Annotated in this window: 15 protein-coding genes and 1 pseudogene; 3 read left to right on the top strand and 13 right to left on the bottom strand. The window is 73.0% G+C overall.

Annotated elements, in window-relative coordinates; genetic code table 11:
- Positions 1-19 precede the first annotated feature (19 nt).
- From DK419_RS27350 to DK419_RS27330, 5 genes and pseudogenes are all read right to left on the bottom strand, one after another.
- Positions 20-1,591 carry an FAD-dependent monooxygenase gene (locus DK419_RS27350; protein ID WP_245442747.1) on the bottom strand — a complete coding sequence of 524 codons (1,572 nt, stop codon included), beginning with the start codon at positions 1,589-1,591 and terminating at the stop codon, positions 20-22.
- A gap of 243 nt (positions 1,592-1,834) precedes the next feature.
- Positions 1,835-2,157, bottom strand: a pseudogene (locus tag DK419_RS27345) (helix-turn-helix domain-containing transcriptional regulator).
- A 48-nt stretch (positions 2,158-2,205) separates the two neighbouring features.
- Positions 2,206-3,423 (bottom strand): UDP-phosphate alpha N-acetylglucosaminyltransferase, encoded by a 1,218-nt coding sequence (locus DK419_RS27340; RefSeq protein WP_109961862.1) that lies wholly within the window; start codon positions 3,421-3,423, stop codon positions 2,206-2,208.
- Between the two features lie 10 nt (positions 3,424-3,433).
- Positions 3,434-5,413, bottom strand: a complete 1,980-nt coding sequence (locus tag DK419_RS27335; protein ID WP_162561442.1) for a GumC family protein — start codon at positions 5,411-5,413, stop codon at positions 3,434-3,436.
- 201 nt (positions 5,414-5,614) lie between these two features.
- A complete protein-coding gene (locus DK419_RS27330) occupies positions 5,615-6,805 on the bottom strand; it encodes an acyltransferase family protein (protein WP_109961860.1) in 1,191 nt (396 codons plus the stop codon).
- A gap of 240 nt (positions 6,806-7,045) precedes the next feature.
- On the opposite strand from DK419_RS27330, the gene DK419_RS27325 reads away from it, so the two are divergent.
- A complete protein-coding gene (locus DK419_RS27325) occupies positions 7,046-7,300 on the top strand; it encodes an acyl carrier protein (RefSeq protein WP_109961859.1) in 255 nt (84 codons plus the stop codon).
- Positions 7,301-7,469: 169 nt separating this feature from the next.
- Here DK419_RS27325 and DK419_RS27320 read toward each other — a convergent pair whose 3' ends face one another.
- The 5 genes from DK419_RS27320 to nth form a co-directional block, all read right to left on the bottom strand.
- On the bottom strand, positions 7,470-7,847 hold the full coding sequence (locus DK419_RS27320; RefSeq protein WP_109961858.1) for a hypothetical protein: 378 nt from the start codon (positions 7,845-7,847) through the stop codon (positions 7,470-7,472).
- Positions 7,848-7,875: 28 nt separating this feature from the next.
- Positions 7,876-11,025: an efflux RND transporter permease subunit gene (locus DK419_RS27315; RefSeq protein WP_109961857.1), complete on the bottom strand. Its 3,150-nt coding sequence runs from the start codon at positions 11,023-11,025 to the stop codon at positions 7,876-7,878.
- A gap of 11 nt (positions 11,026-11,036) precedes the next feature.
- Complete coding sequence (locus DK419_RS30110) at positions 11,037-12,779, bottom strand: efflux RND transporter periplasmic adaptor subunit (RefSeq protein WP_109961856.1); 1,743 nt, start codon at positions 12,777-12,779, stop codon at positions 11,037-11,039.
- A gap of 90 nt (positions 12,780-12,869) precedes the next feature.
- Positions 12,870-13,136, bottom strand: a complete 267-nt coding sequence (locus tag DK419_RS27305; RefSeq protein WP_109961855.1) for a hypothetical protein — start codon at positions 13,134-13,136, stop codon at positions 12,870-12,872.
- A gap of 247 nt (positions 13,137-13,383) precedes the next feature.
- Positions 13,384-14,070 (bottom strand): endonuclease III, encoded by a 687-nt coding sequence (gene nth, locus DK419_RS27300; protein ID WP_109961854.1) that lies wholly within the window; start codon positions 14,068-14,070, stop codon positions 13,384-13,386.
- 119 nt (positions 14,071-14,189) lie between these two features.
- Here nth and DK419_RS27295 point away from each other — a divergent pair, with 119 nt between their 5' ends.
- A complete protein-coding gene (locus DK419_RS27295) occupies positions 14,190-14,726 on the top strand; it encodes a DUF2244 domain-containing protein (RefSeq protein WP_109962545.1) in 537 nt (178 codons plus the stop codon).
- Between the two features lie 128 nt (positions 14,727-14,854).
- On the opposite strand, the gene recD2 is transcribed toward DK419_RS27295, so the two are convergent.
- From recD2 to DK419_RS27280, 3 genes are all read right to left on the bottom strand, one after another.
- Positions 14,855-17,053, bottom strand: a complete 2,199-nt coding sequence (gene recD2 / locus DK419_RS27290; RefSeq protein WP_109961853.1) for an SF1B family DNA helicase RecD2 — start codon at positions 17,051-17,053, stop codon at positions 14,855-14,857.
- A gap of 135 nt (positions 17,054-17,188) precedes the next feature.
- Positions 17,189-18,022, bottom strand: a complete 834-nt coding sequence (locus DK419_RS27285) for an FkbM family methyltransferase (protein ID WP_109961852.1) — start codon at positions 18,020-18,022, stop codon at positions 17,189-17,191.
- Positions 18,023-18,134: 112 nt separating this feature from the next.
- On the bottom strand, positions 18,135-18,776 hold the full coding sequence (locus tag DK419_RS27280; protein ID WP_109961851.1) for a DedA family protein: 642 nt from the start codon (positions 18,774-18,776) through the stop codon (positions 18,135-18,137).
- Between the two features lie 324 nt (positions 18,777-19,100).
- On the opposite strand from DK419_RS27280, the gene DK419_RS27275 reads away from it, so the two are divergent.
- Positions 19,101-20,480: an MdtA/MuxA family multidrug efflux RND transporter periplasmic adaptor subunit gene (locus tag DK419_RS27275; protein ID WP_109961850.1), complete on the top strand. Its 1,380-nt coding sequence runs from the start codon at positions 19,101-19,103 to the stop codon at positions 20,478-20,480.
- Positions 20,481-20,605: the final 125 nt, after the last annotated feature.

The following is a 20,605-nucleotide window of genomic DNA, read 5'->3' as shown; positions in this document are numbered from 1 at the left end:
GCATCCCCTTAAGGTCCGGTTAACGGTGTTGGCTCTCCGCGGGCGCGCCGCCCGCCCGGGCCTCGCCGATGCCCCAGCGCCCGCGATAGGCCGCGAGCGTCCGGGCCTCCGCCCCGGCGAGCGCGACGTAGCCGTCCGGCCGCACCAGGTAGGCGGCGTCGCGCGCAAAGCCCGCCTCCCGCGCCGCCTCGCTCCACGGGAAGGCGTGGAGCGGCAGGCCGGCGCGCCCGGCCTCGGCCGAGAGGTCGGGACCGGCCGCCCCGTGGACGTGGAGCTGCCAGCGGAGGCTGGCGAGCGGCGCGAAATTGTCGGGTTCGGCGAGGTAGGGCAGGCGGTCGCCGCCCTGCACGGTTCCGGCCCGCCCGGCGCTCAGGGGGCTGTCGGGATAGGCGATGCGGACCTGCGAGACGGTGTCGAACAGGCGCCTGCGGGCCGCCGCGAAACCCCAGAGCGCCGGCACGAGGTGGGGCAGGAGCCAGGTCCGCAGCACCTGGCCGCCGAGCCCGGGGCCGGTCACCGCCCGGAAGGCCCGGTCGGTGGTGGCGACGAGGCTGCGGGCGAAGGCGATCCGCTCGGGCTCGTAGGTGTCGAGGAGGGCGGGACCGGCCCGGCCGGCCACGACCTCGGCGAGCTTCCAGGCGAGGTTCACCGCGTCGCCGATGCCGGTATTCATGCCCTGGCCGCCGGCCGGGCTGTGGATGTGGCCGGCATCGCCCGCGAGGAAGCAGCGCCCGGCCCGGAACGCGTCCGCCACCCGGTGATGGACGCGGTAGGTCGAGAACCAGTTCACCGCCTCGACCCGGATGCCCATCAGCGGCTCGACGCCCGGGCGCAGATCCTCGAAGGTCAGGTCGGCGAGGGTCGGGCCCGCCCGCGCCGCCAGGGCCTCCGGCACCAGGCCGATCAGGCGCTGCATGCCCGAGAGGCGCACCGGCAGCATCAGCCCGAAGCCGTGGGCGCCGAGGTGGATCGACAGCTCCTCGTGGAACCCTCCGGCGACGCGGGCATCGGCGACGTAGAACAGCTGGTCGTAGGTGCCGCCGGGAAACCCGATGCCGAGGCTCTCCCGCACCCGGCTGTGGGCGCCGTCGCAGCCGCAGAGATAGGACGCGGTGCAGGCCTCCCCGGCGCCCCCGCGCTCGAGCACCGCCCGGACGCCCACCCCGTCCTGCGACAGCCCCGAGAGCGCCGTGCCCCACTCGACCGCGACGCCGGCCCGCGCGAGCTCGGCTACCAGCCGGCGCTCGTGGTCGTCCTGCGGGTAGGCGAGGACGAAGGGGTAGGGGCTCTCCCCGGCGCCGAGATCGCCGAAGGCCACCCGCGCCACCTCCTCGCCGCCCTCGCGCAGGCGGACCGCCGGGATCCGCACGCCCTCGGCCACCACCGCCTCGGCGAAGCCGAGCTGGCGGTAGAATTCGAGGGTGCGGGCCTGCACCACCATCGCCCGCGAGGCCGTGCCCGGCCCCTCGGCCCGGTCGACGATCCGCACGCCGACGCCGCGCCGGGCGAGCTGGAGGGCCAGCACGAGCCCGGTCGGGCCGGCGCCGACGATCAGCACCGGTGGGGCGGTGGACGACAAGGTGCCGGGCATGGCGCTCCCCCTCGGGACGGAATCGACCGGGCGGTCAGTCTCGCTCGGGACGGGAGCGGGAGCCAATCACGAATGACGGAAGGCGCCGGACGCGATCTGAGGGAACGCCCCGGCGCCCGGCCCGGGTGGCCGCCCCCTGGATCCGGCCGTCACGGCGCCACGGGACTTCGCGGGTCGCGGCCCTGGCGGGGTTCCTGGTGGAGGTTCGGACGGGTGCCCAGGCGGCAAGCGGATCGCGGGTAATCAGCCGCGCGACGCGGTCGAGACGACGAGATGCACACCCGCGGCCTTCTGCACGGTGCGCAGCACGCCGAGCAGGTTGCCGGCAGTGGGGTTGCCGGTCGGGCCGAGCATGCGCATCAGGCTCTTGGACGAGTTGCCGGTTTCGTGAGCCAAGCGCTCGAAGCCGATCGTCGCGTTGATGTAGTCGCGCAGGACCGCCTTGCCGGTCTCGAGGTCGCCGGAGAGGAACTGGTCGACGGCCTCGGTCAGCAGGCATCGCGGAAAGCCGGGTCGCGCTCGGCGCGCGCCTCGATGGTGTCCTTGAAGCTGCGGGTCAGGGCCATCATCCCTCCTTCTTGCGTCCCCTGCACGTCGCCGGGGTGAGCCACGCGTCAAGCCGTCTCGCGACGCTCGTCCTCCGGCTCCGCCCCGTCCGCGGCTCCCAGCATGAACCACACCAGGGCCGCCGTCTTGATCGAGAACGGCGAGTCGCTGATGACGAGGAGCAGGCAGAGGTAGATCGCCATGGCGCAGCGCAGGCGCCAGCCCTGGGGGTTGCGGGCCGGCATCAGCACGAACAGGCCCCAGGCCACCAGGGTGCCGGCGACGCCGATCTGGGTGAGCGCGTAGGCGTAGCCGGAATCCGACAGGAACAGCTTGTCGGGCAGGATGCCCATCACGCCCTCGGGCGGCAGCGAGGTGATGAGCAGGGCGGCCCAGAGCAGCCGGCCGGCGATGTCGTTCTGCCAGGTCACCTGCATGCTCTCGTAGCCGTAGACCGTCAGCGCGAGCAGGATCGTGAAGGGCAGGGCGAACCAGAGCAGGCGCGGCAGGCGGTATCCCACCAGCATCGCCCCCGCGATCGCGACGCAGACGTACGCACCGAAGCGGGCATCGGCCAGGATGATGGTGAGGGCTGCGCACAGGAACAGCCAGGCCCGCCCCTGCATGGTGCGGCGGTAGAGCGCCCAGGCGAACAGGACGGCGCCGAAATTGCCGGCCGAGACCGGCTCGAGGAACACCGAGGAGACCCGGTGCGGCCCGAGGAACGGCAGGATGGTGCGTGAATCCGGCCGGATGCCGCTGGTGAACAGCGAGCCGGTCAGCTCGCTGATCTCCGCCGCCGACATGCTGCCGCGGGCCACGTAGTAGCGGACGATGTTGAAGTACTGCTGGTAGGTGTCGAACAGGCAATACTCGAACAGCCCCATCGCCACCACGACGATGCCGGAGGCCAGCACCGCGCGGTCGGCGTCGCGCAGGTCGGGCGAGCGCATGCCGAGATTGTAGAACACGACCGGGATCAGGAAGTCGCGCACGCCCTTGACGTCGGTCGAGCCGCGAAGCGCCAGGAGCAGGAGCCCGTAGGTCACGAGCCCGGCGAGGATCAGCCACGGCCCGGGCCGCTCGTCGAGGGAGAAGCCGAGGGTGAGGGCGATGATCGCGATCTCGGCGCCGATGACGCTGCCGCCCGAGACCGGGAACCCGGCGGTGTTGAGGAAGCACAGGGCGGCGTTGAAGACGAGGGCGGCGATCAGCACCCCGAACGCCGCCCGCGCCTGGTAGGGCGCGCGCCAGTCGACGGCCGGCAGGGCCGTGGCCGGGATCATGGTCCGCCCCTCACGCCGCCCGCACGCGGCCGGGCACGGGGGCCGGCTCGGGCGCCGGCCGGCGCGGGGCCGGTGCGCGCCGCCCCTCGACCGCGACGAGGCCGAACAGCCCCTGCGCCCGGAAGCGGCCGGCGCCGTCGAGGGTCTCGAGCAGGCGCTCGAGGCGGGTCCGGGTCATCCGGCCGGGGGCGACGACGAGGAGGATCGCATCGGAGGTCTCGGGGATCGACAGCCAGCCGTCGCCGCGCCCGACGTCGCGCTCCGCCACGATGATCTCGGGCCGCATCAGCCGCTCGGGCCCGCGGACGGGCTCGATGACGGCGAGCCGGCCGCGGACCGGCGCGTCGGTGCGCGGGCCGTCGCCGAAGCCGAGCCGGGCATGGGCCTGCTCGGGCACCAGCAGGGCCGGCTCGCCGAGGCGGATCAGGAGGTCGGTGAGCACCTCCGCCGCGTGCAGGCGCTCCGGCCCGAGGCCGTCGGCGGCGACGGTGACGACCACCGCCGTGCTGCGGCCGGCGAGGCGGGTGCGCAGCTCGCGCGCCGCGGTGACGAGGGCCTGCTCGGCGCTGCCGTTCCGGCCGCCCCGGCCCGGCCGCTGCAGCCGGGCCCAGACCGGCGCGCCGGCGGCCCCGAAGCCCGCGACCGTCGTGATGTTGCCGCGCCAGAGGTCGTAGAGGAAGCCGAGGATCAGCCCGAGCACGGCGCCGAACAGGCCGGCGGCGACGATCACGATCGGCGCCGGGGTGTCGGAGGGCTTCAGCGGCGGGGTGGCGCGCGAGATGATCTGCGAGTTGCTCGGGTTGATCGATTGCTGCTGCTCGAGGTCCTTCGTCCGGTCGATGACGAGGCTGTAGGTGCGCCGGATCGCCTCCGCCTCGCTCTCGAGCTGGCGCAGGCGGATGCCCTCCTGGTTGCTGCTGGTCTGGTTCTGGATCAGCCGCTCGGCGCGGGCGCGGAGCTGGCGCAGGCTCTCCTCGCCGCGGCGCAGGTCCTCCTCGATGGTGCGGCGGATGCGGTCGGCCTCCGCGGCGATCAGCCGGGCGGTCGCGGCGCGCTGGGCGGCGAGAGCGATCATCTGCGGGTGGCTCGGTCCCAGGCTGCGGGAGAGCTGGGCGATCTCCTGGAGGGTCTGGGCGTACTGGGTGCGCAGCGAGACCATCACCTGCGAGGTATCGGCCTCGGGCACCGCCTGGACCTGGCCGTCGGGGGCGCGAAGCTGGCGCACCTGCTCGCGCCTCGCCGAGAGCCGGGCGAGGTTGGTCTCGGCGGCGGTGATCTGGGTGTAGAGGTCCTTGAGCTGCTGCGACACCAGGAGCCCGGCATCGCCGGAGGCGATCAGGCCCTTCTCGGCCCGGTAGCGCTCGACCGCGACGTCGGCCCGGTTGAGCTGGGAGCGCAGGTCGGCGGCCTGGGTCAGGAGCGCCTCGTTGGCGCGACGCACCGCCGAGACCCGGTCCCGGGCGCCGACCTCGAAGAACTGGGCCGCCACCGTGTTGGCGATCTCGGCCGCGCGGCGCGCATCCGGGTAGGCGACGGTGAGCTGGAAGTTGAACGAGTTCTCGACGCGCTTCACCACGATGCGCTTGCGCAGGGCCTCGAGCGCCACCACGGCCGGGTCGGCGCCGGGAGGCGCGCCCCGGGTCAGGACCGGGTCCTCGGCGAGGCCGAGCTGCCCGATGACCGGGTCGAGGAGCTTGGCCGAGAGCAGGATCAGCCCCTGGCTCTCGAGGTTGGCGAAGTCGAGCTGGGCCGGCGCGTCCTGGCGCGACAGGCCGCGCCCGACGATCTGCAGCGCCTGCGGGTCGATCAGGATCTCGACGGTGGCCCGGTAGGTCGGCACCTGGCGCAGGGCGTAGAGCCCGCCCAGCGAGGCCATCAGGCCGGCGCTCGCGACGATCCACAGGCTGCGCCGCCGCGCCGAGCCCCACAGGTCCGCGAGGGTTCCGCCGGTCCTGCGGGTGGTGGCCGCGGCGGGATCTGCCGAAGACATCTCGTGCCCCTGCCTCATGCGCGTGTTCGATCGGCTGCGCCGCGGCGCGGAAAAACCGGCTCCGCTCCCGAGCGGCGCGCGGGCCGACGACCGTCCCTGATCCGGCAGGGTACGGGCAGGAACTTAGTCGTGGTTCGGTTACCGATCCCCCAGCCGTTTCGGCCGCCGCGCCATCCCAAACTGAGACAGGCCGGCCCGGCGTCAGCGCGGGAGGAGCGCCGCGGCGACGGCCGGCGCGCGGTCGCGCTCCACCGCTGCCGCGGCCAGCCGGGCGTCGTTGCGCCGGAACCAGGCGAGGGCCGGGCGCTCGACGAGGCGGTAGGTCAGGGCCGCGAGCGGCACCGTCGCGGCGACCAGCCCGGCGGCGACCGCGAGGTTGGCGCCGCCGGAGCCGAAATCGAGGTAGCGGTCATGCCCGAGCACCACCGTGCGCGGCAGGCCGGTGCGCTGCTCGACGTAGTGCATCGCGGTGGTGAAGACCTGGATCACCGGCAGGTGCAGCAGGTAGATCGAGAACGACCACAGGCCGAGGCGCTGGGCGGCGGGCCGGCGCGCCACGTCCGACAGGGCGCCCCGCCCCTGCGAGAACAGCGCGATGGCGGCACCGAAGGCGAGGCTCGCCGCGCAGGCCCCGATCCCCTGCGGCGCGAGCGCCACCAGGGCGAGCATCGCGAGGCCGGCCGCCGCCTCGGCCGTCGTCGCGGCGGCGCGCGGCAGCCGCAACGCGTCGCGCAGGCTGTAGGCGAGGCATCCGACGAACATGTCGAACAGGCAGCGCACGATGCCCCAGTTCTGGATCACGAACAGCGTGCGCGGGCTCAGCCACCACAGGGCCAGCGCGCTCAGCGCCGCGAGTGCGGCGAAGACGCGCCGCGCCCGCGGGCCCGCCGCCATCACGGTCAGGGCGAGCACCATCGAGGCCCAGAACTCGACCGCGATGCTCCAGGACGGGAAGTTCCAGCTGTAATCGCCGAAGGTGCGGAAGTTCTGCAGGAACAGCAGGTGGGTGACGATCTCGACCGGCCGGTGCCCGGCCCCGAAGGGCGGCGTCGTGACCGGCGTGTCGGCGTGGTGCGCGAGATAGGCGAGGCGCGCCACCTCGACGAGGATCATCAGGCCGAGCGTCGCGGCGTGCAGCGGCCAGAGCCGGCCGAAGCGCATCAGCACGAAGCGCAGGCCCTGCCGGCCGGTCGCCAGCCGGTCGCCGTAGGCGTGCAGCAGCACGAAGCCCGACAGCACGAAGAAGAAGTCGACGCAGAATTGCAGGTTCGGGAACCAGGCCTGCTGCTGCAGCGGGTGGGCGAGCGGCATGTGGAAGAACGCGACCGCGAGGGCGCAGACGCCCCGCCCCGCATCCAGCGCCTCGAACCGCCCTGATCCCTGTCCGCGCATGACCCGCCACCCGTGCCGTTCCCGAACGATCCTGCCCGGTGCGGAGACACCGGGCCGGCCTTCCGCCGCCTTCCCGCAGGATCGGTGCCGCGCGGGGAGGCGGCCCCGGGGCGCGGATGGCGGCGACCGGTATGCGGACGGCGGCGACCGGTATGCGGACGATTCACCAGTAACGAAGAATGAGTTTGATTTCCGACTTGTATCTGTCTAAGCCGTATTGGCAGAGAACGAGGAAGAGCGATGGCTTCTGCGCAGGAAATACGGACGATACTGGCGCGCCACGGCACCCTCGCCCGCACCATCGACCGCCTCTCGGAAGACGATTGCTTGTTCGACAACGGGCTCGACTCCTTCGGGGCGGTCCAGGTGATGATGGACCTGGAAGAGCACTTCGAGATCGAGTTCCCGGAACACCTGCTCAGCCGCGAGGTCTTCTCGACCGTGCGCAACATCCAGGATTTCGTGTCGAGCCAGGTGCTGCGGAAGGCCGCCTGACCGGACCGTTGCCGCCGCCGACCGCGATCGCGGTTGGCGGGCTGGATCGTCCTTTCCTGGGACAGGGGGCCCGCGACGCGGGCGCTCCCCTGCGTCACGAGCCGGCGGCGCGGGAGCGCCGCCTCCGGTTGAACTTACCGCAATCGAACTTGCCTCAGTTGAACTTGCCTCAGTTGAACTTGCCGCTCGCCGCCGCGCCGTCCGGCCCGGTGATCTGCACGACGCCCTTCGGCGCCGCGCCGAGCGCCACCTCGGCCTCGCCGGCGAGCCGCTCCTCGGCCGGCGCCAGCACCACCCGGGCGGGCTTGCCGCCGACGACGAGGATCGCCGTGCCCTTGAAGCCGCCAGGCGCCACCGCCCGCTCCTTGGCGTCGTAGACCCAGACCTCGACCTTGCGGTCCTTCGTCACGAGCTCGATATGGTAGGGCCCGGCATCGGCGATGCGCCCGCCATTGTGCCCGACGCCCTCGTGGGCGCAGGCGCGGTGCGCGCAGAGCGGCAGGGCGACCAGCACGGTGCCGGCGGCGAGGAATCTCTGGATCAGCATCGGGTTCTCCGGGTTTCCTGAGGCGGGATCAGAACGCGTCCGCCGGCGCGGGACCGGCATGGGCGGTGTCGTGGGCGCCGGGTCCGGCGGCGTCGCGGGCCGCCGCCAGGCGCTCCAGCGGGCGCCGGCCGAAGCGCAGGAACAGGACCGGCGTCAGCAGCGCGTCGAGGAGCGTGGCGCTGACGAGCCCGCCGAAGATCGTCACCGCGACCGGGTGCAGGATCTCCTTGCCGGGGCTCGCCGCGTCGGTGAGGAGCGGCACCAGGGCGACGCCGGCCGAGAGCGCGGTCATCAGCACCGGGGTCAGGCGCTCCAGGCTGCCGCGCACCACGAGGTCGGGCCCGAACGGCACGCCCTCGTGCAGGGCGAGGTTCAGGTAGTGGCTGACCTTCAGGATGCCGTTGCGGGCCGCGATGCCGGTCAGCGTGATGAAGCCGATCATCGAGGCGACCGAGAGCGGCTCTCCGGCGAGCCAGAGCGCCGCCACCGAGCCGACGAGGGCGAGCGGCACGCTGCCCATGATGATGAGCGCGAGCGCGCCCGAGCGGTAGCGGCTGGCGAGCAGCGCGAAGATCAGCCCGAGCGAGACGAGGGACAGCGCCCCGATGGTGCGGCTCGCCTCCTCCTGGGCCTGGAACGTGCCCTCGAGGCTCGTGAACACCCCCGGCGGCAGGGTCTCGGCCGCCACCGCCCGGCGGATGCCGGCGACGATTTTCCCCATGTCGGCGCCGGGCGTCGTGTTCGCCATCACGACGAGGCGCCGGCGGCCGTTCTCGCGCAGGATCTGGTTCGGGCCGTCGGTCTCGCGGATGTCGGCGATCTGGCGCGCCGGCACCCAGCCCGACGGCGTCTCGACCAGGAGGTCGCTCAAGGTCGCGGTGGTGCGCTGCGCCTCCGGCAGCCGCAGGACCACGTCGAAGCGGCGGGTGCCGTCGACCACCGTCGAGACCAGGCGCCCGTTGGAGAGCCGGCTGATCTGCTCGACGATCCCCGCCGGCTGCACGCCGTAGAGCGCCGCCCGGCCGTAATCGACCCGGATCTCGAGCTGCGGGATCCGGGTCTGCTTCTCGACCTGCAGGTCGGCGAGGCCGGGGATCGCCCGCATGCGCTCCTGCAGGGCGTTGGCCGCCCGGCGCAGGGCGTCGAGATCCTCGCCGAAGATCTTGAGCGCGATCTCGGCCCGGACGCCGGACAGCATGTGGTCGAGCCGGTGCGAGATCGGCTGGCCGACATTGACCGAGACCGGCAGCACCGCGAGCCGCCGGCGGATCTCGGCGACGAGCTCCGCCTTCGGGCGGCCGCCGCCCTTCAGCGCCACCTCGAGGTCCGAGGAATGGACCCCCTCGGCGTGCTCGTCGAGCTCGGCCCGGCCGGTGCGCCGGCCGACCGCGGCGACCTCCGGGATCTCCATCAGCAGCCGCTCGGCGACCGCGCCCACCCGGCTGCTCTCGGTGAGCGAGATGCCGGGCGTGAACGCCATGGTGACGGTGAACGAGCCCTCGTTGAACGGCGGCAGGAAGGCCCGCGGCAGCTGCCAGGCGGCGAGCCCGGCGCCGAGGACGAGGCCTGCGACCGTGCCGACGAGCAGGCGCTGGCGGCGGAACGCCACCCGGAGGGCCGCGGCGTTGAGGCGCTTGAGCCCGCGGATGAACCGGCTCTCGTGCTCCTCCAGGCTCCTCATGCCCGGCAGCAGCCAGGCGGCGAGGACCGGCGTCAGGGTGATCGAGACGACGAGGCTCGCCAGGATCGACACGATGTAGGCCTGGCCGAGCGGCGCGAACAGCCGCCCCTCGATGCCCGAGAGGGCGAAGAGCGGCACGAAGACCAGGACGATGATCGCCGTGGCGTAGACGATGCCCGACCGCACCTCGTTCGAGGCCGACACCACGACGTCGAACACGGTGCGCGGGTTGCCGGCGGCGCGGTTCTCGCGCAGGCGGCGAAAAATGTTCTCGACGTCGACCACCGCGTCGTCGACGAGCTCGCCGATTGCGATGGCGAGGCCCCCGAGCGTCATCGTGTTGATCGACAGCCCGAGGAGATGGAACACCAGCGCGGTCGTCAGGATCGAGACCGGAATCGCGGTGAGCGAGATGAGCGTGGTGCGGACGTTGAGCAGGAAGCAGAACAGCACCACGGCGACCACGAGGATCGCCTCGACCAGCACCCGCTCGACGTTGCCGATCGAGGTCTCGATGAAGTCGGCCTGGCGGAACAGGATCTTGTCGGCCGAGATGCCGGCCGGCAGCGAGGGCGCGACGTCCTTCAACGCCGCCTCGATCGAGCGGGTCAGCGCCACGGTGTCGACGTCCGGCTGCTTCTCGACCGAGACGATCACCGCCGGCCGGCCCTGGTAGCCGCCCTCGCCGCGCTTGGCCTTGGCCGCGAAGGAGACCTCCGCCACCTGCCGCAGGCGCACCGGGGCGCTGCCGCTCGTCCCCACCACGAGGTCGCTCAGGTCCTCCAGGCTCATCGTGCGGCCGATGTTCCGGATCAGGTACTCGCGGGAATACTGGTCGGTGAAGCCGCCGCCGGCATTGGTGCCGAACTGCTGGAGGGCGGCGTCGAGCCCGGCGTTGGTGAGCCCGAGCGCCCGCATCGCCGCCGGGTTCGGGGCGACGCGGAACTGGCGCACCTCGCCGCCGATCGGGATGACCTGCGCCACGCCCGGCACGGTGAGAAGGCGCGGCCGGAGAACGAAGTCGGCGGTCTCGCGCAGATCCATCGGCGACAGGCCCTCGCCGGTCACCGCGATCAGGAGCACCTGGCCCATGATCGAGGAGACCGGGCCCATCTGCGGCGTCACCCCGCGGGGCAGCTGGTCCTGGACCAGGCTCAGGCGCTCGGCGACCTGCTGGCGGTTGCGGTAGATGTCGGTGCCCCAGGCGAACTCGACGTAGATCACCGACAGGCCGACGCCGGAGACCGAGCGCAGCCGGGTCACCCCGGGCAGGCCGTTGAGCCGGGTCTCGATCGGATAGGTCACCATCTGCTCGACCTCCGGGGGCGCGTAGCCCTCGGCCTCGGTCATGATGGTGACGGTCGGGCGGTTGAGGTCGGGGAAGACATCGACCGGGAGCCGGGTGAGGCTGAACGCGCCGTAGAGCACCAGCACGAGGGCCAGCGCCAGGACGAGCAGGCGGTTGCGCAGCGACTGCGTGACCAGGACGGAGAACATCGGCGCGCCTCCTACCGGACCTGGTCCAGGAGCTCGGCGCCCTGGACCACCACGCGGGTGCCGGGCTTCACCCCGGCCTCGACCAGCACCCGGGCGCCGTCGAGGGGCGCGACCCGCACCGGCCTCGCCTCGTAGCGCTCGGCGGCCGTGTGGGCGTAGACCACGTCCTGGCCGTTGGCGGTGCGCACCACGCTTCCCCGCGGCAGGGCGAGGCCGCTCCGCTCGGCGTCGGTCGCGGCGAGCACGGTGACGAACTGGCCGACCCGCAGGCCTTGCACCCCGCCTTCGATCGCGAACTGGACGGGGATCGCCTGGTTGCGGTCGGCGAGCCCCGCGCCCTGGTAGGCGAGCGGCAGGCTGCGCCCGTCGGGAAGCCGCGCGGTCGCGTCGGCGGCCGGCGTCAGGGCGTCGAAGCTCAGCGCCTCGACCCAGAGCTTCCCCGGATCGACGATCTGAAACACCATCTGGCCGGGCGCGGCCATCTGGCCCGCCACCGCCGCGGCCTCGGCGATCACGCCGCCGACCGGGGCGGTGAGCACCTCGGGCTCCTGGCGGATGCGGTCGAGGGCGGTGCGGCGGTCCTTGAGGCCTTTGAGCTCGTCCTGCGCCTCGTCGAGCTGCACCTGCGAGACGGCACCGCCGACGCTGAGCTTCTGGTAGCGGTCGACCCGGCGCTGCACGATGGCGATCTGCTGGTCGAGCTCGCCCTGGCGCTGGCGCATGTCGGAGAGATCGACCCGCTGCACCGGCGGGGTGACCAGTGCCAGCACCTCGCCCGGGCGCACCCGCGTGCCGAGGCGCGGGAAGGTGCCGGACGGCGGCGGCGCCAGGCGCCCGCCGACGGAGGATTGCACCACGCCGCTGGCGTTCGGGTCCGGGATGACGCGCCCCGGCAGCGACACGGTGCGGCGGAAGGAATCCTCGGCCGCGACCTGCGTGCGCAGGGAGAGCAGGCGCTGGGTGGGTTTGGGCACGAACACCGCCCCGTCGGCGAGGCGCTGGGCGAGGTCGACGGGCGGCGGCACGAAGGCCGCGCGGGCTTCCGGGCGGTCGCCGGATGGTCCCCGCTCCTCGTGCGCGAAGGCTGTGGCGCCGAGCACCAGGGTCGCGGCCAGCACCATGACGGCGAGGACCGGTGCCCGGCGCCCGGCCCGCATCAGCCCCATGGCGGCGAGGCCGAGCACGAAGCCCCCGGCCGCGGCGAGGCCGGCGCCGGGGTCGCGGGCGGACAGCCGCTCGGTCAGGCCCTCGATCGACCGGTGAAGCCAGCCCTCGCCGTCATGCGCCGGCGAGGCGGAGGCGGCGGGCCCGGCGGCCGGCAGCGCGACCGTCAGCGGCAGCACGTCCACGTCGGTGCCGGCCGTCACCGTGACGACGAGGTCGAGGTGGTCCTGCCGAGGGTCCCGCGTCGCGAGCCAGGGCGCGGGGAGGCGGTAGCTGCCGTCCGGCACGGCTTGCGCCGTGGCGGGACCGGCCGGCGTCTCGGCCTCCAGGACGGCATCGGTGATCGGTTCGCCCGTGGCGAACCGGTCGAGGTAGAGCACCAGCGCGTCGCCGCGGGGGATCGCCACCAGCTCGAAGGCGGCCGACGCCGCCTCGCCCCGCGGCGCGATGGTCTTCGAGACCGGCGCCGACGGGGCGCCGTGGTCGTGGCCCTCATGGGCGCTGGCGAGGGGGGAGAGGAACGGCAGCGCCGTGAGGGCGAGCGCCGCGGCGAGCGCGCGGAGCGCGGCCGGCAGCCGGAACGGGGGCATCGGGGGAGGAGACCTTCGCGAGCGGACGTCGGGGAGCGCCCGCGGGCGGCGCGGCCCGTCGGGGCGGCGCGCCGGCGCAGGGCGCGGGCGTCAGGCGAAGGGTCTCGGGGGCCTCGCGGGCGAATCCGGCGCGATGCCGGGGGGCGGCACGTCCTCGGCGGCGGTCAGGCGGCGGGCCGTGGTCGGGCCCGGGACCGCCGCCAGGCCGTCGGGCAGCAGCCCGGGCACGCAGCAGGAGGCCCCCATCAGGCAGCACAGCCCGTTGCAGGGCCGGGCAGCCGGCGCTTCGTCCGAGATCGCGACGGTCAGGCGCGGGCCTTCCGCGGCGGAGCGCGCCTCGGCGAGCGTCGGTGCCATCGCGGCGGGGGCGCCCGGGGATCTCTCGTGGTGGGCATGACCCTGATGCGCATGGCCTTGGTGCGCATGCCCCTGGTGCGCATGCCCCTGATGAGCTTGGGCGGACGAGATCCCGACCAGCGGCGCACTGATGCACGCGGCGATCAGCACGATCACCACGGCCAGGAGGCGCGCGAGGCGACGGGACGGGGTCATGTCGCCAGGGTAGCAGATTCGGGCCGGGAGGGAAGCGGGCGCCCGGGACGGCTCACGCCGGTCCGGGCGTCTTGTCCGGGTACCGGCACAGGTCGACGATCGGGCAGCGCCAGCATTCGGGCTTCCTCGCCTTGCAGACGTAGCGCCCGTGCAGGATCAGCCAGTGATGGGCGTTCAGCCGGTAGGGCTCGGGCACGATCGCCTCCAGCCCCGCCTGCACCTTGTCGGTGGTGCTGCCCGGCGCCAGCGGCACGCGGTTCGAGACCCGGAAGATGTGGGTGTCGACCGCGATGGTCGGCTCGCCGAAGGCGACGTTGAGCACCACGCTGGCGGTCTTCTTGCCGACGCCGGGCAGCACCTCCAGGTGGGCGCGGGCGCGCGGCACCTCGCCGCCATGCTCCTCGATCAGGATGCGCGAGAGCGCGATGACGTTCTTGGCCTTGGTGTTGAACAGCCCGATCGTGCGGATGTGATGCCGCACCGTCTCCTCGCCGAGGGCCAGCATCGCCGCCGGGTTGTCGGCGCGGGCAAACAGCGGCGCGGTGGCGATGTTGACGCTCTTGTCGGTGGCTTGCGCCGAGAGCACCACCGCGACGAGGAGCGTGTAGGGGTTGAGGTACTCGAGGTCGGAGCGCGGCTCCGGGTTGGCGGCGCTGAGGCGGGAGAAGATCTCCCGCAGCGTCGCGGCGTCGACCGGCTCCGGCGGGGTCGCACCGGAGGTCCCGGCACGTGCGGTCATGGGCTTCACCAGCCCCGCCTTCGCAAGATCCGCCTTCGCGGGGCCCGCCTCGGCAGGTGCGGTGATTTTGTCGGGGGCGGCCTGCTTCCGGCGAGTCATGCGTGCCTTATATGGGGCGGATGGCGAGCGGCAAGGCACCGGACGACGCAAGGACGCGGCACCCCTACGGGCGTGACCCGGACGCGATCGAGCGCCCGGTCTTCTCCGCGACCATCCGGCCGCACTGCTCGCTGTCGCGCCTCGGCTTCCGGGTCGTGATGGTGGCCTGCGGCGGCGTCGCGCTCGTCACGGGAATCGCCTTCCTGCAGATGGGGATGTGGCCGGTCACCGGCTTCTTCGGCCTCGACATCGCGGCTTTGTGGCTCGCGCTCACCCTCAACGCCCGCCGCGGCCGCTCCTTCGAGGAGGTGGTGATCAGCCAGATCGAGGTGCTGGTCGCCCGGGTCAGCCATCGCGGCGAGCGGGCCGAGTGGCGCTTCAACCCGCTCTGGACCCGGCTGCACAAGGTCGAGGACGAGGAGTACGGGCTGTTGTCATTGTCCTTCGTGTCGCGCGGCCAGCGGGTGCTCGTCGCCCGCGACGCCTCGCCGACGGAGCGGCAGACCGTGGCCGACGGGCTGACGCGGGCGCTCGCCGAGGTGAAGAAGGGGTATTGACGGATCGAGCCCGCTCGATCGGCTCCGACAGATCTGACATCCTCCGCGTCAGTCCGGGGCCGCGGAAGCGGAACCCCGAGTTAAGCGGTTGGTGCCGACCCCGATGGGAGGGGAGCATCGACAGGCTCTTATCTTTTCTTCCTCGCCGGCTTCCGCAACCACTCCGCCAGCTTGGTGAATCGCGGCCGTGCCCCGCCCCGCACCGCGATCGCCACCGCGCGGGTCTGCGCCACCAGCACCACCAGCCGCTTGCCCCGGGTCACGCCCGTGTAGAGCAGGTTGCGGGCGAGCATCGTGTAGTGCTGGAGCGCCACCGGGATCACCACCGCCGGGTATTCCGATCCTTGCGACTTGTGGATCGTGATGGCGTAGGCCGGGCTCAACGCGTCGAGCTCCTCGAACGGCCAGGTCACCTCGCGCCCGTCGAAGCCCGCGACCAGCAAACTCTCCTCCGGATCGACCCGCAGCACCACGCCGAGATCGCCGTTGAACACCTCGCGGTCGTAGTCGTTCTGGCCCACCATCACCCGGTCGCCGGGGGCGAAGATCCAGCCGAAGCGCTCGACCGAGACGGCCGGGTTCGGGTTCAGCACGCGCTGGAGCGCCTGGTTGAGGTGCCGGCTCCCGAGCGCCCCGCGGGTCATCGGGCAGAGCACCTGCACGTCCCTGACCGGATCGAGGCCGAAGCGGCGCGGGATGCGGCGCGTGACGATCTCGACGAGCTTGTCCGCCCCGATCTCCGGATCGTCGATCCTGACCACGAAGAAGTCGCCGTCCGGGGTGCCGGCGCCTTCCGGCATCTGCCCGGCATTGATCCGGTGGGCGCCCGTGACGATCCGGCTCTCGGCGGCCTGCCGGAACACCTCGGTGAGGCGCGCCACCGCGACCCGGCCCGAGGCGATCACGTCGGCGAGCACCCGGCCCGGCCCCACGGAGGGCAGCTGGTCGACGTCGCCGACGAGCCAGAGGGCGGCGTGGCGCGGCAGGGCCCGGGTGAGGGCGTTCATCAGCGGCACGTCGATCATCGAGGCCTCGTCCAGCACCAGGAGATCGCAAGGTAGCGGGCTGTGCTCGTTGCGCTGGAAGCCGCCGTGGCGCGGGTCGATCTCGAGCAGGCGGTGGATGGTCTTCGCCTCGCGGCCGGTCTGCTCGCTCATCCGCTTGGCGGCCCGCCCCGTGGGGGCGGCGAGCAGCACCTCGGCCCCCGCCCCGTCGAGCATCCGCAGGAGCGCGTCGAGGGTGCTGGTCTTGCCGACGCCGGGCCCGCCGGTCATCACGGCCACCTTGGCATCGAGGAGCGTCGCGGCCGCGGCGCGTTGCGAGGGCGAGAGCGGCCGGCCGGTCTCGCCCTCCACCTTCGCCAGGGCGGCCCCCGCGTCGATCTCGTCCCAGGGCAGGGGCGCGTCGTCGAGGGCGATCAGCCGCTCGGCGATCGCGGCCTCCGCCGCGTGCAGGCCGCGCAGGAACAGGTGGGGCACGCCGTCGATCGCGTCCATCACCACCGATTCGCCGCCGATCTCCTCGACGAGGGCGGTGCGCAGGAGCGCCGCATCGACCGCCAGCAATTCGGCGGCGCGGGTGATCAGGTCCGGCACCGGCAGGGCGCAGTGGCCGTCATCCATCGCCGCCTGGAGCGCGTAGGCGAGGCCGGCGCGCAGGCGCGCGGGCGCCGTCGGCGCCAGGCCGAGCTTGCCCGCGATGGCGTCGGCCGTGCGAAAGCCGATGCCGCGCACGTCGCGGGCCAGCCGATAGGGATCCTCGGTCATCACCTGGACCGAGTCGGTGCCGTAGGTCCTGTAGATCCTGACCGCCCGGGCGGTGCCGACGCCGTGGGCGTGCAGGAACACCATGATCTCCCGCACCACCTTGTGCTCGGCCCAGGCCGCGGTGATCCGCGCGGCGCGGGTCGGGCCGATGCCCGACACCTCGGTCAGGCGCTGAGGCGCCGCCTCGATCACCGCGAAGGTGTCGGCCCCGAAGGCCTTGACGATGCGCTTGGCCATTTCCGGCCCGATGCCGCGCATCTGGCCCGAGGCGAGGTAGCGACTGATCCCCTCGACCCCCGTGGGAGGGGTCGCCGCCAGCGTGTCGGCGCGGAACTGCAGCCCGTGCTCGCGGTCGCTGACCCAGGCGCCGGTGGCCGTCACCCACTCGCCCGCCGCGACCGCAGGCGCGTGGCCGATCACCGCCACGAGGTCGCGCCGGCCCCGCGCCTTGACCTTCAGGACGCAGAACCCGCTCTCGGCGTTGTGGAAGGTGACGCGCTCGATCGACCCCGCGAGGGCGTCGGGGGAGCGGGAGGATGAGGGGGCGGCGAAGGCGGCCATCGGCGCCCGTGAAGATCGGGAGGGGGCGGGGAGGCTGCAAGGGTGACAGTGGAGGATGGGGCGTCGCCGTGACGATCCGGATCCACCCGCCATCCTTCCACCCACGACCTCATCCTGAGGTGCCGAAGCCCCCCGCTACCCCTCCCGCTCGAAGATCAGGTTCAGCCGGGTCTGGGCGATGCGGCGGTAGCCGTTGCGGGCGAGCAGCGCCGCGAGGTCGGTCTGCCACAGGTCGGTGCCGTCCTCGATGACGAGAAGGCGCGGGCGCAGGGCGGGGGGCGCCTGGCGCAGGAACGGCTCGAGGATCAGGTCCTCGGCGCCCTCGACGTCGAGCTTGATCGCGTCGATGCGGGTCAGCCCCTCGCCGCGCACGAGGTCGAGGAGCGAGACCGCCGGCACGCGGATCGCCGCGCCCTCGCTGGTGCCCACCACCTTCAGGCTCGATTCGCCCCGGTTGCGGGGATCGACGAACAGGGTCATCTCGCCGGCCTTGTCGGCGACCGCGCAGGCCACCGCCTTGACGCTGCCGAACGGGTTCTGGGCGATGTTGAAGGCGAGCTTGTCGAAGATGTCGGGCTGCGGCTCGACCGCCAGGATCCGCGCGCCGGGCCCGGCCTGCGCCGCCACGAACAGCGCGTAGGCGCCGACATTCGCCCCGATGTCGAGGAAGACGCAGTCCGGCCCGATGCGGCCGGCCAGAATCTTCCGCTCCAGCGGATCGAAGAACTGCGGGGTGAAGAGCACCTTCTTCTCGCAGTTGTTGTTGTAGGGGTGAAGCCGCATGCGCGCGCCGTAGCGCTCGACGTCGAGGGGCCGGCCGCGCAGGAGGCGGATGGCGGTGCGGCGCAGCATCAGGGCGAGGCGCCGCGCGCCCCAGTTCTCGTCGGGCAGGCGCTCGGTGCGGGAGATGATCCAGCGCACGAGCCCGGCGGGCGCGTAGGTGCCGAAGGGGTGGGAAGCCTGTGTCATCGTGCCGGTTTGCGGGCCGCGGCGGGCCGCGGCCGCCCCGCACGGAGGCGGGGCGGGTGGAGTGTCTGGCGCGCCTCATGCCACCCGCGCGGGCGGGCGGCAATGGACCCCTTCAGGCCAGCGGGCCGGGGATCGCCTGCTCGGCCTCCAGCGTCAGCCGCGCCTCGTGCCGGCGCACGAACAGCCACAGGGCGATGCCGCCGAACACCACGAAGGCGAGGAGCCCGAGGCCGATCGGCCCGACGACGTGCTCGATCGAGCGCCCGCACAGGTAGGCGCCGAAGCCCATCAGCGAGGCCCAGGCGATGCCCCCGGCGGCGTTGAACAGGAAGAAGCGGCGGGCGTCGAACTGGTTCACCCCGGCGAGCAGGGCCGCGTAGGCGCGCAGCATCGCGGTGAACCGGCCGAAGAACACGATCTTGCCGCCGTGGCGCTGGAAGAGATACTGGCCGAGCTTGAGCCGCCGGTGATCGAGGGCGATCTTCGCCCCGTGCTTGAGGAGCAGCGGCATGCCCCAGCGCCGGCCGACCCAGTAGCCGAGATTGTCGCCGATGATGGCGGCGAGCGCGGCTGCCAGCACCACGAGGCCGATGCGCAGCTGGCCGGTCGAGCCGGCATAGACCGCCGCCGAGATCAGTGCGGTCTCGCCCGGCATTGGCACGCCGGCGCTCTCGAGCGTGATGACGAGGAAGATCGCCCAGTAGCCGTAATGCGAGATCAGGTCGGCGACCGGCAGGTCGTGGAGGAAGTGCATAAGGGTCCCGTCGACGGTAGAGGTGTGGCGGCGCCGTGTCGCGCCCTCTGGCCTCAGATAAGCGCGGGGATCGTGGCCCTTCCAGGGCGACGATTCCGGGCAACGCTCGGGTGGCGTTCAGCAATCGTGAGGCAACATCGCCGTCGTACTGGCGACGCATTGCCGTGCGGAATGGCCGTGCGGATCGGGCCCCGGGGGCGGCTCGAGGGGGGCGGGGTGCGGAGGCGAACGTGCCGCAGGCGCGGGTCCGCGCCGCCGGCACGACATGAGAGGCGTCGCGGGGGGCGCGAGGTCGGTTTTCCTAAGTCCGGGTTGTCCAGGTCGATGAACGAATTGTCTCCCATCCGGACCGACGACGCGGTCGGGTCGCCGCGCCGCCGGCGCGGCCGCGGACCGGTCTGGCTCGTCCTGCTGCTGGCGCTCGCCGCGGGCGGATACTGGGCCTACCGCACGTCCTGGCCGGACGGGTTCAGGAAATCCGAGACGCAGCAGGCGAGCGGCGGCCGCCGGGGCGGCGGGCGCCGCGGCGCGGGCGGGGAGGGGCCGCAGGCCGTCGGCATCGCCACCGTCCAGAAGGGCGACATGCCGGTGGTGCTGGCGGGCCTCGGCACCGTGACGCCGCTCGCCACCGTGACGATCCGCTCGCAGGTGAGCGGCTACCTGACCCAGATCGGCTTTCGCGAGGGCCAGACCGTCAAGGCCGGCGACTTCCTGGCCCAGATCGACGTGCGGCCCTACGAGGCGCTGCTCGCCCAGTACCAGGGCCAGCTCCTGCGCGACCAGGCCCTCTTGCAGAATGCCCGCCTCGACCTGACCCGCTACCAGACCCTGAACCGGCAGGATTCGATCTCGAAGCAAAACGTCGACACGCAAGGAGCGACGGTCAAGCAGTACGAGGGCGTGGTCGCCTCCGACCAGGCCCAGATCGACCAGCAGAAGCTCAACATCTCTTACGGCCGCATCACCTCCCCGGTCGAGGGCCGGGTCGGCCTGCGCCAGATCGACCAGGGCAACTACGTCACCGCCGCCTCGACCGGCATCGTCGTCGTCACGCAGCTCCACCCGATCTCGGTGCTGTTCACCCTGCCGGAGACGGTGCTGTCGCGGGTGATGAATCGGCTCCGCGCCGGCGCCACCCTGCCGGTGCGGGTCTTCGACCGCTCGGACACCACCGAGATCGCGCGGGGCACCCTCGACACCGTCGACAACCAGATCGACGTGACGACCGGCACGGTGAAGCTGCGCGCCCTGTTCCCCAACAAGGACGACCGGCTGTTTCCCAACCAGTTCGTCAACGCCCGGCTCGACGTCGACACCGTGCGCGACGCCGCCCTGGTGCCGGCCGCCGCCGTGCTGCGCGGCACGCCCGGCACCTACGTCTATCTCCTCACGGCTGAGGACAAGGTCGCGGTGCGCCCGATCGAGATCGGCGAGAGCGACGGCGTGCGGACCGTCGTCACCAAGGGGCTCGCCGTCGGCGACCGGGTGGTCGTCGACGGCACCGACCGGCTGAAGGACGGGGCGCAGGTGCGCGTCACCGGCGGGCGGCCCGAGACGACGGCCGGGCCGGAGGCGGCGAAGCCCGCGGAGCCGGCGAACGGGGAGGGCGCGGCACCGGGGCGGCAGGAGGGCCAGCGTCAGGAGGGCCAGCGTCCCGAGGGTGAGCGCCCGCACCGCCGCCGGCAGCAGAGCCAGAATCCGTGATGACGTGGCGCACCGCCGATAACCCTCCCCCCTCCGCGGGGGAGGATGGCCTGCGGCGAGTGCGCAGCACTCGTGCCAGGCCGGGAGAGGGGCCGCGCGACGCTGGTCCAGATGGCGCCTTTCAT

Source organism: Methylobacterium terrae, from assembly GCF_003173755.1.
GTDB lineage: Bacteria > Pseudomonadota > Alphaproteobacteria > Rhizobiales > Beijerinckiaceae > Methylobacterium > Methylobacterium terrae.
Note: the sequence above shows the minus strand (reverse complement) of the source record. Positions and strands in the feature narration are given on the sequence as shown.

What these genes read in the sequence shown, in the direction of transcription:
- DK419_RS27320 (WP_109961858.1), bottom strand. Translation starts at nt 7,847, where the DNA reads ATGCTGATCCAGAGATTCCTCGCCGCCGGCACCGTGCTGGTCGCCCTG.
- DK419_RS27330 (WP_109961860.1), bottom strand. Translation starts at nt 6,805, where the DNA reads ATGCGCGGACAGGGATCAGGGCGGTTCGAGGCGCTGGATGCGGGGCGG.
- DK419_RS27280 (WP_109961851.1), bottom strand. Translation starts at nt 18,776, where the DNA reads ATGCACTTCCTCCACGACCTGCCGGTCGCCGACCTGATCTCGCATTAC.
- DK419_RS30110 (WP_109961856.1), bottom strand. Translation starts at nt 12,779, where the DNA reads ATGCCCCCGTTCCGGCTGCCGGCCGCGCTCCGCGCGCTCGCCGCGGCG.
- DK419_RS27350 (WP_245442747.1), bottom strand. Translation starts at nt 1,591, where the DNA reads ATGCCCGGCACCTTGTCGTCCACCGCCCCACCGGTGCTGATCGTCGGC.
- DK419_RS27285 (WP_109961852.1), bottom strand. Translation starts at nt 18,022, where the DNA reads ATGACACAGGCTTCCCACCCCTTCGGCACCTACGCGCCCGCCGGGCTC.
- DK419_RS27340 (WP_109961862.1), bottom strand. Translation starts at nt 3,423, where the DNA reads ATGATCCCGGCCACGGCCCTGCCGGCCGTCGACTGGCGCGCGCCCTAC.
- DK419_RS27315 (WP_109961857.1), bottom strand. Translation starts at nt 11,025, where the DNA reads ATGTTCTCCGTCCTGGTCACGCAGTCGCTGCGCAACCGCCTGCTCGTC.
- DK419_RS27275 (WP_109961850.1), top strand. Translation starts at nt 19,101, where the DNA reads ATGAACGAATTGTCTCCCATCCGGACCGACGACGCGGTCGGGTCGCCG.
- DK419_RS27335 (WP_162561442.1), bottom strand. Translation starts at nt 5,413, where the DNA reads ATGTCTTCGGCAGATCCCGCCGCGGCCACCACCCGCAGGACCGGCGGA.
- DK419_RS27325 (WP_109961859.1), top strand. Translation starts at nt 7,046, where the DNA reads ATGGCTTCTGCGCAGGAAATACGGACGATACTGGCGCGCCACGGCACC.
- nth (WP_109961854.1), bottom strand. Translation starts at nt 14,070, where the DNA reads ATGACCGCACGTGCCGGGACCTCCGGTGCGACCCCGCCGGAGCCGGTC.
- DK419_RS27295 (WP_109962545.1), top strand. Translation starts at nt 14,190, where the DNA reads ATGGCGAGCGGCAAGGCACCGGACGACGCAAGGACGCGGCACCCCTAC.
- DK419_RS27305 (WP_109961855.1), bottom strand. Translation starts at nt 13,136, where the DNA reads ATGGCACCGACGCTCGCCGAGGCGCGCTCCGCCGCGGAAGGCCCGCGC.
- recD2 (WP_109961853.1), bottom strand. Translation starts at nt 17,053, where the DNA reads ATGGCCGCCTTCGCCGCCCCCTCATCCTCCCGCTCCCCCGACGCCCTC.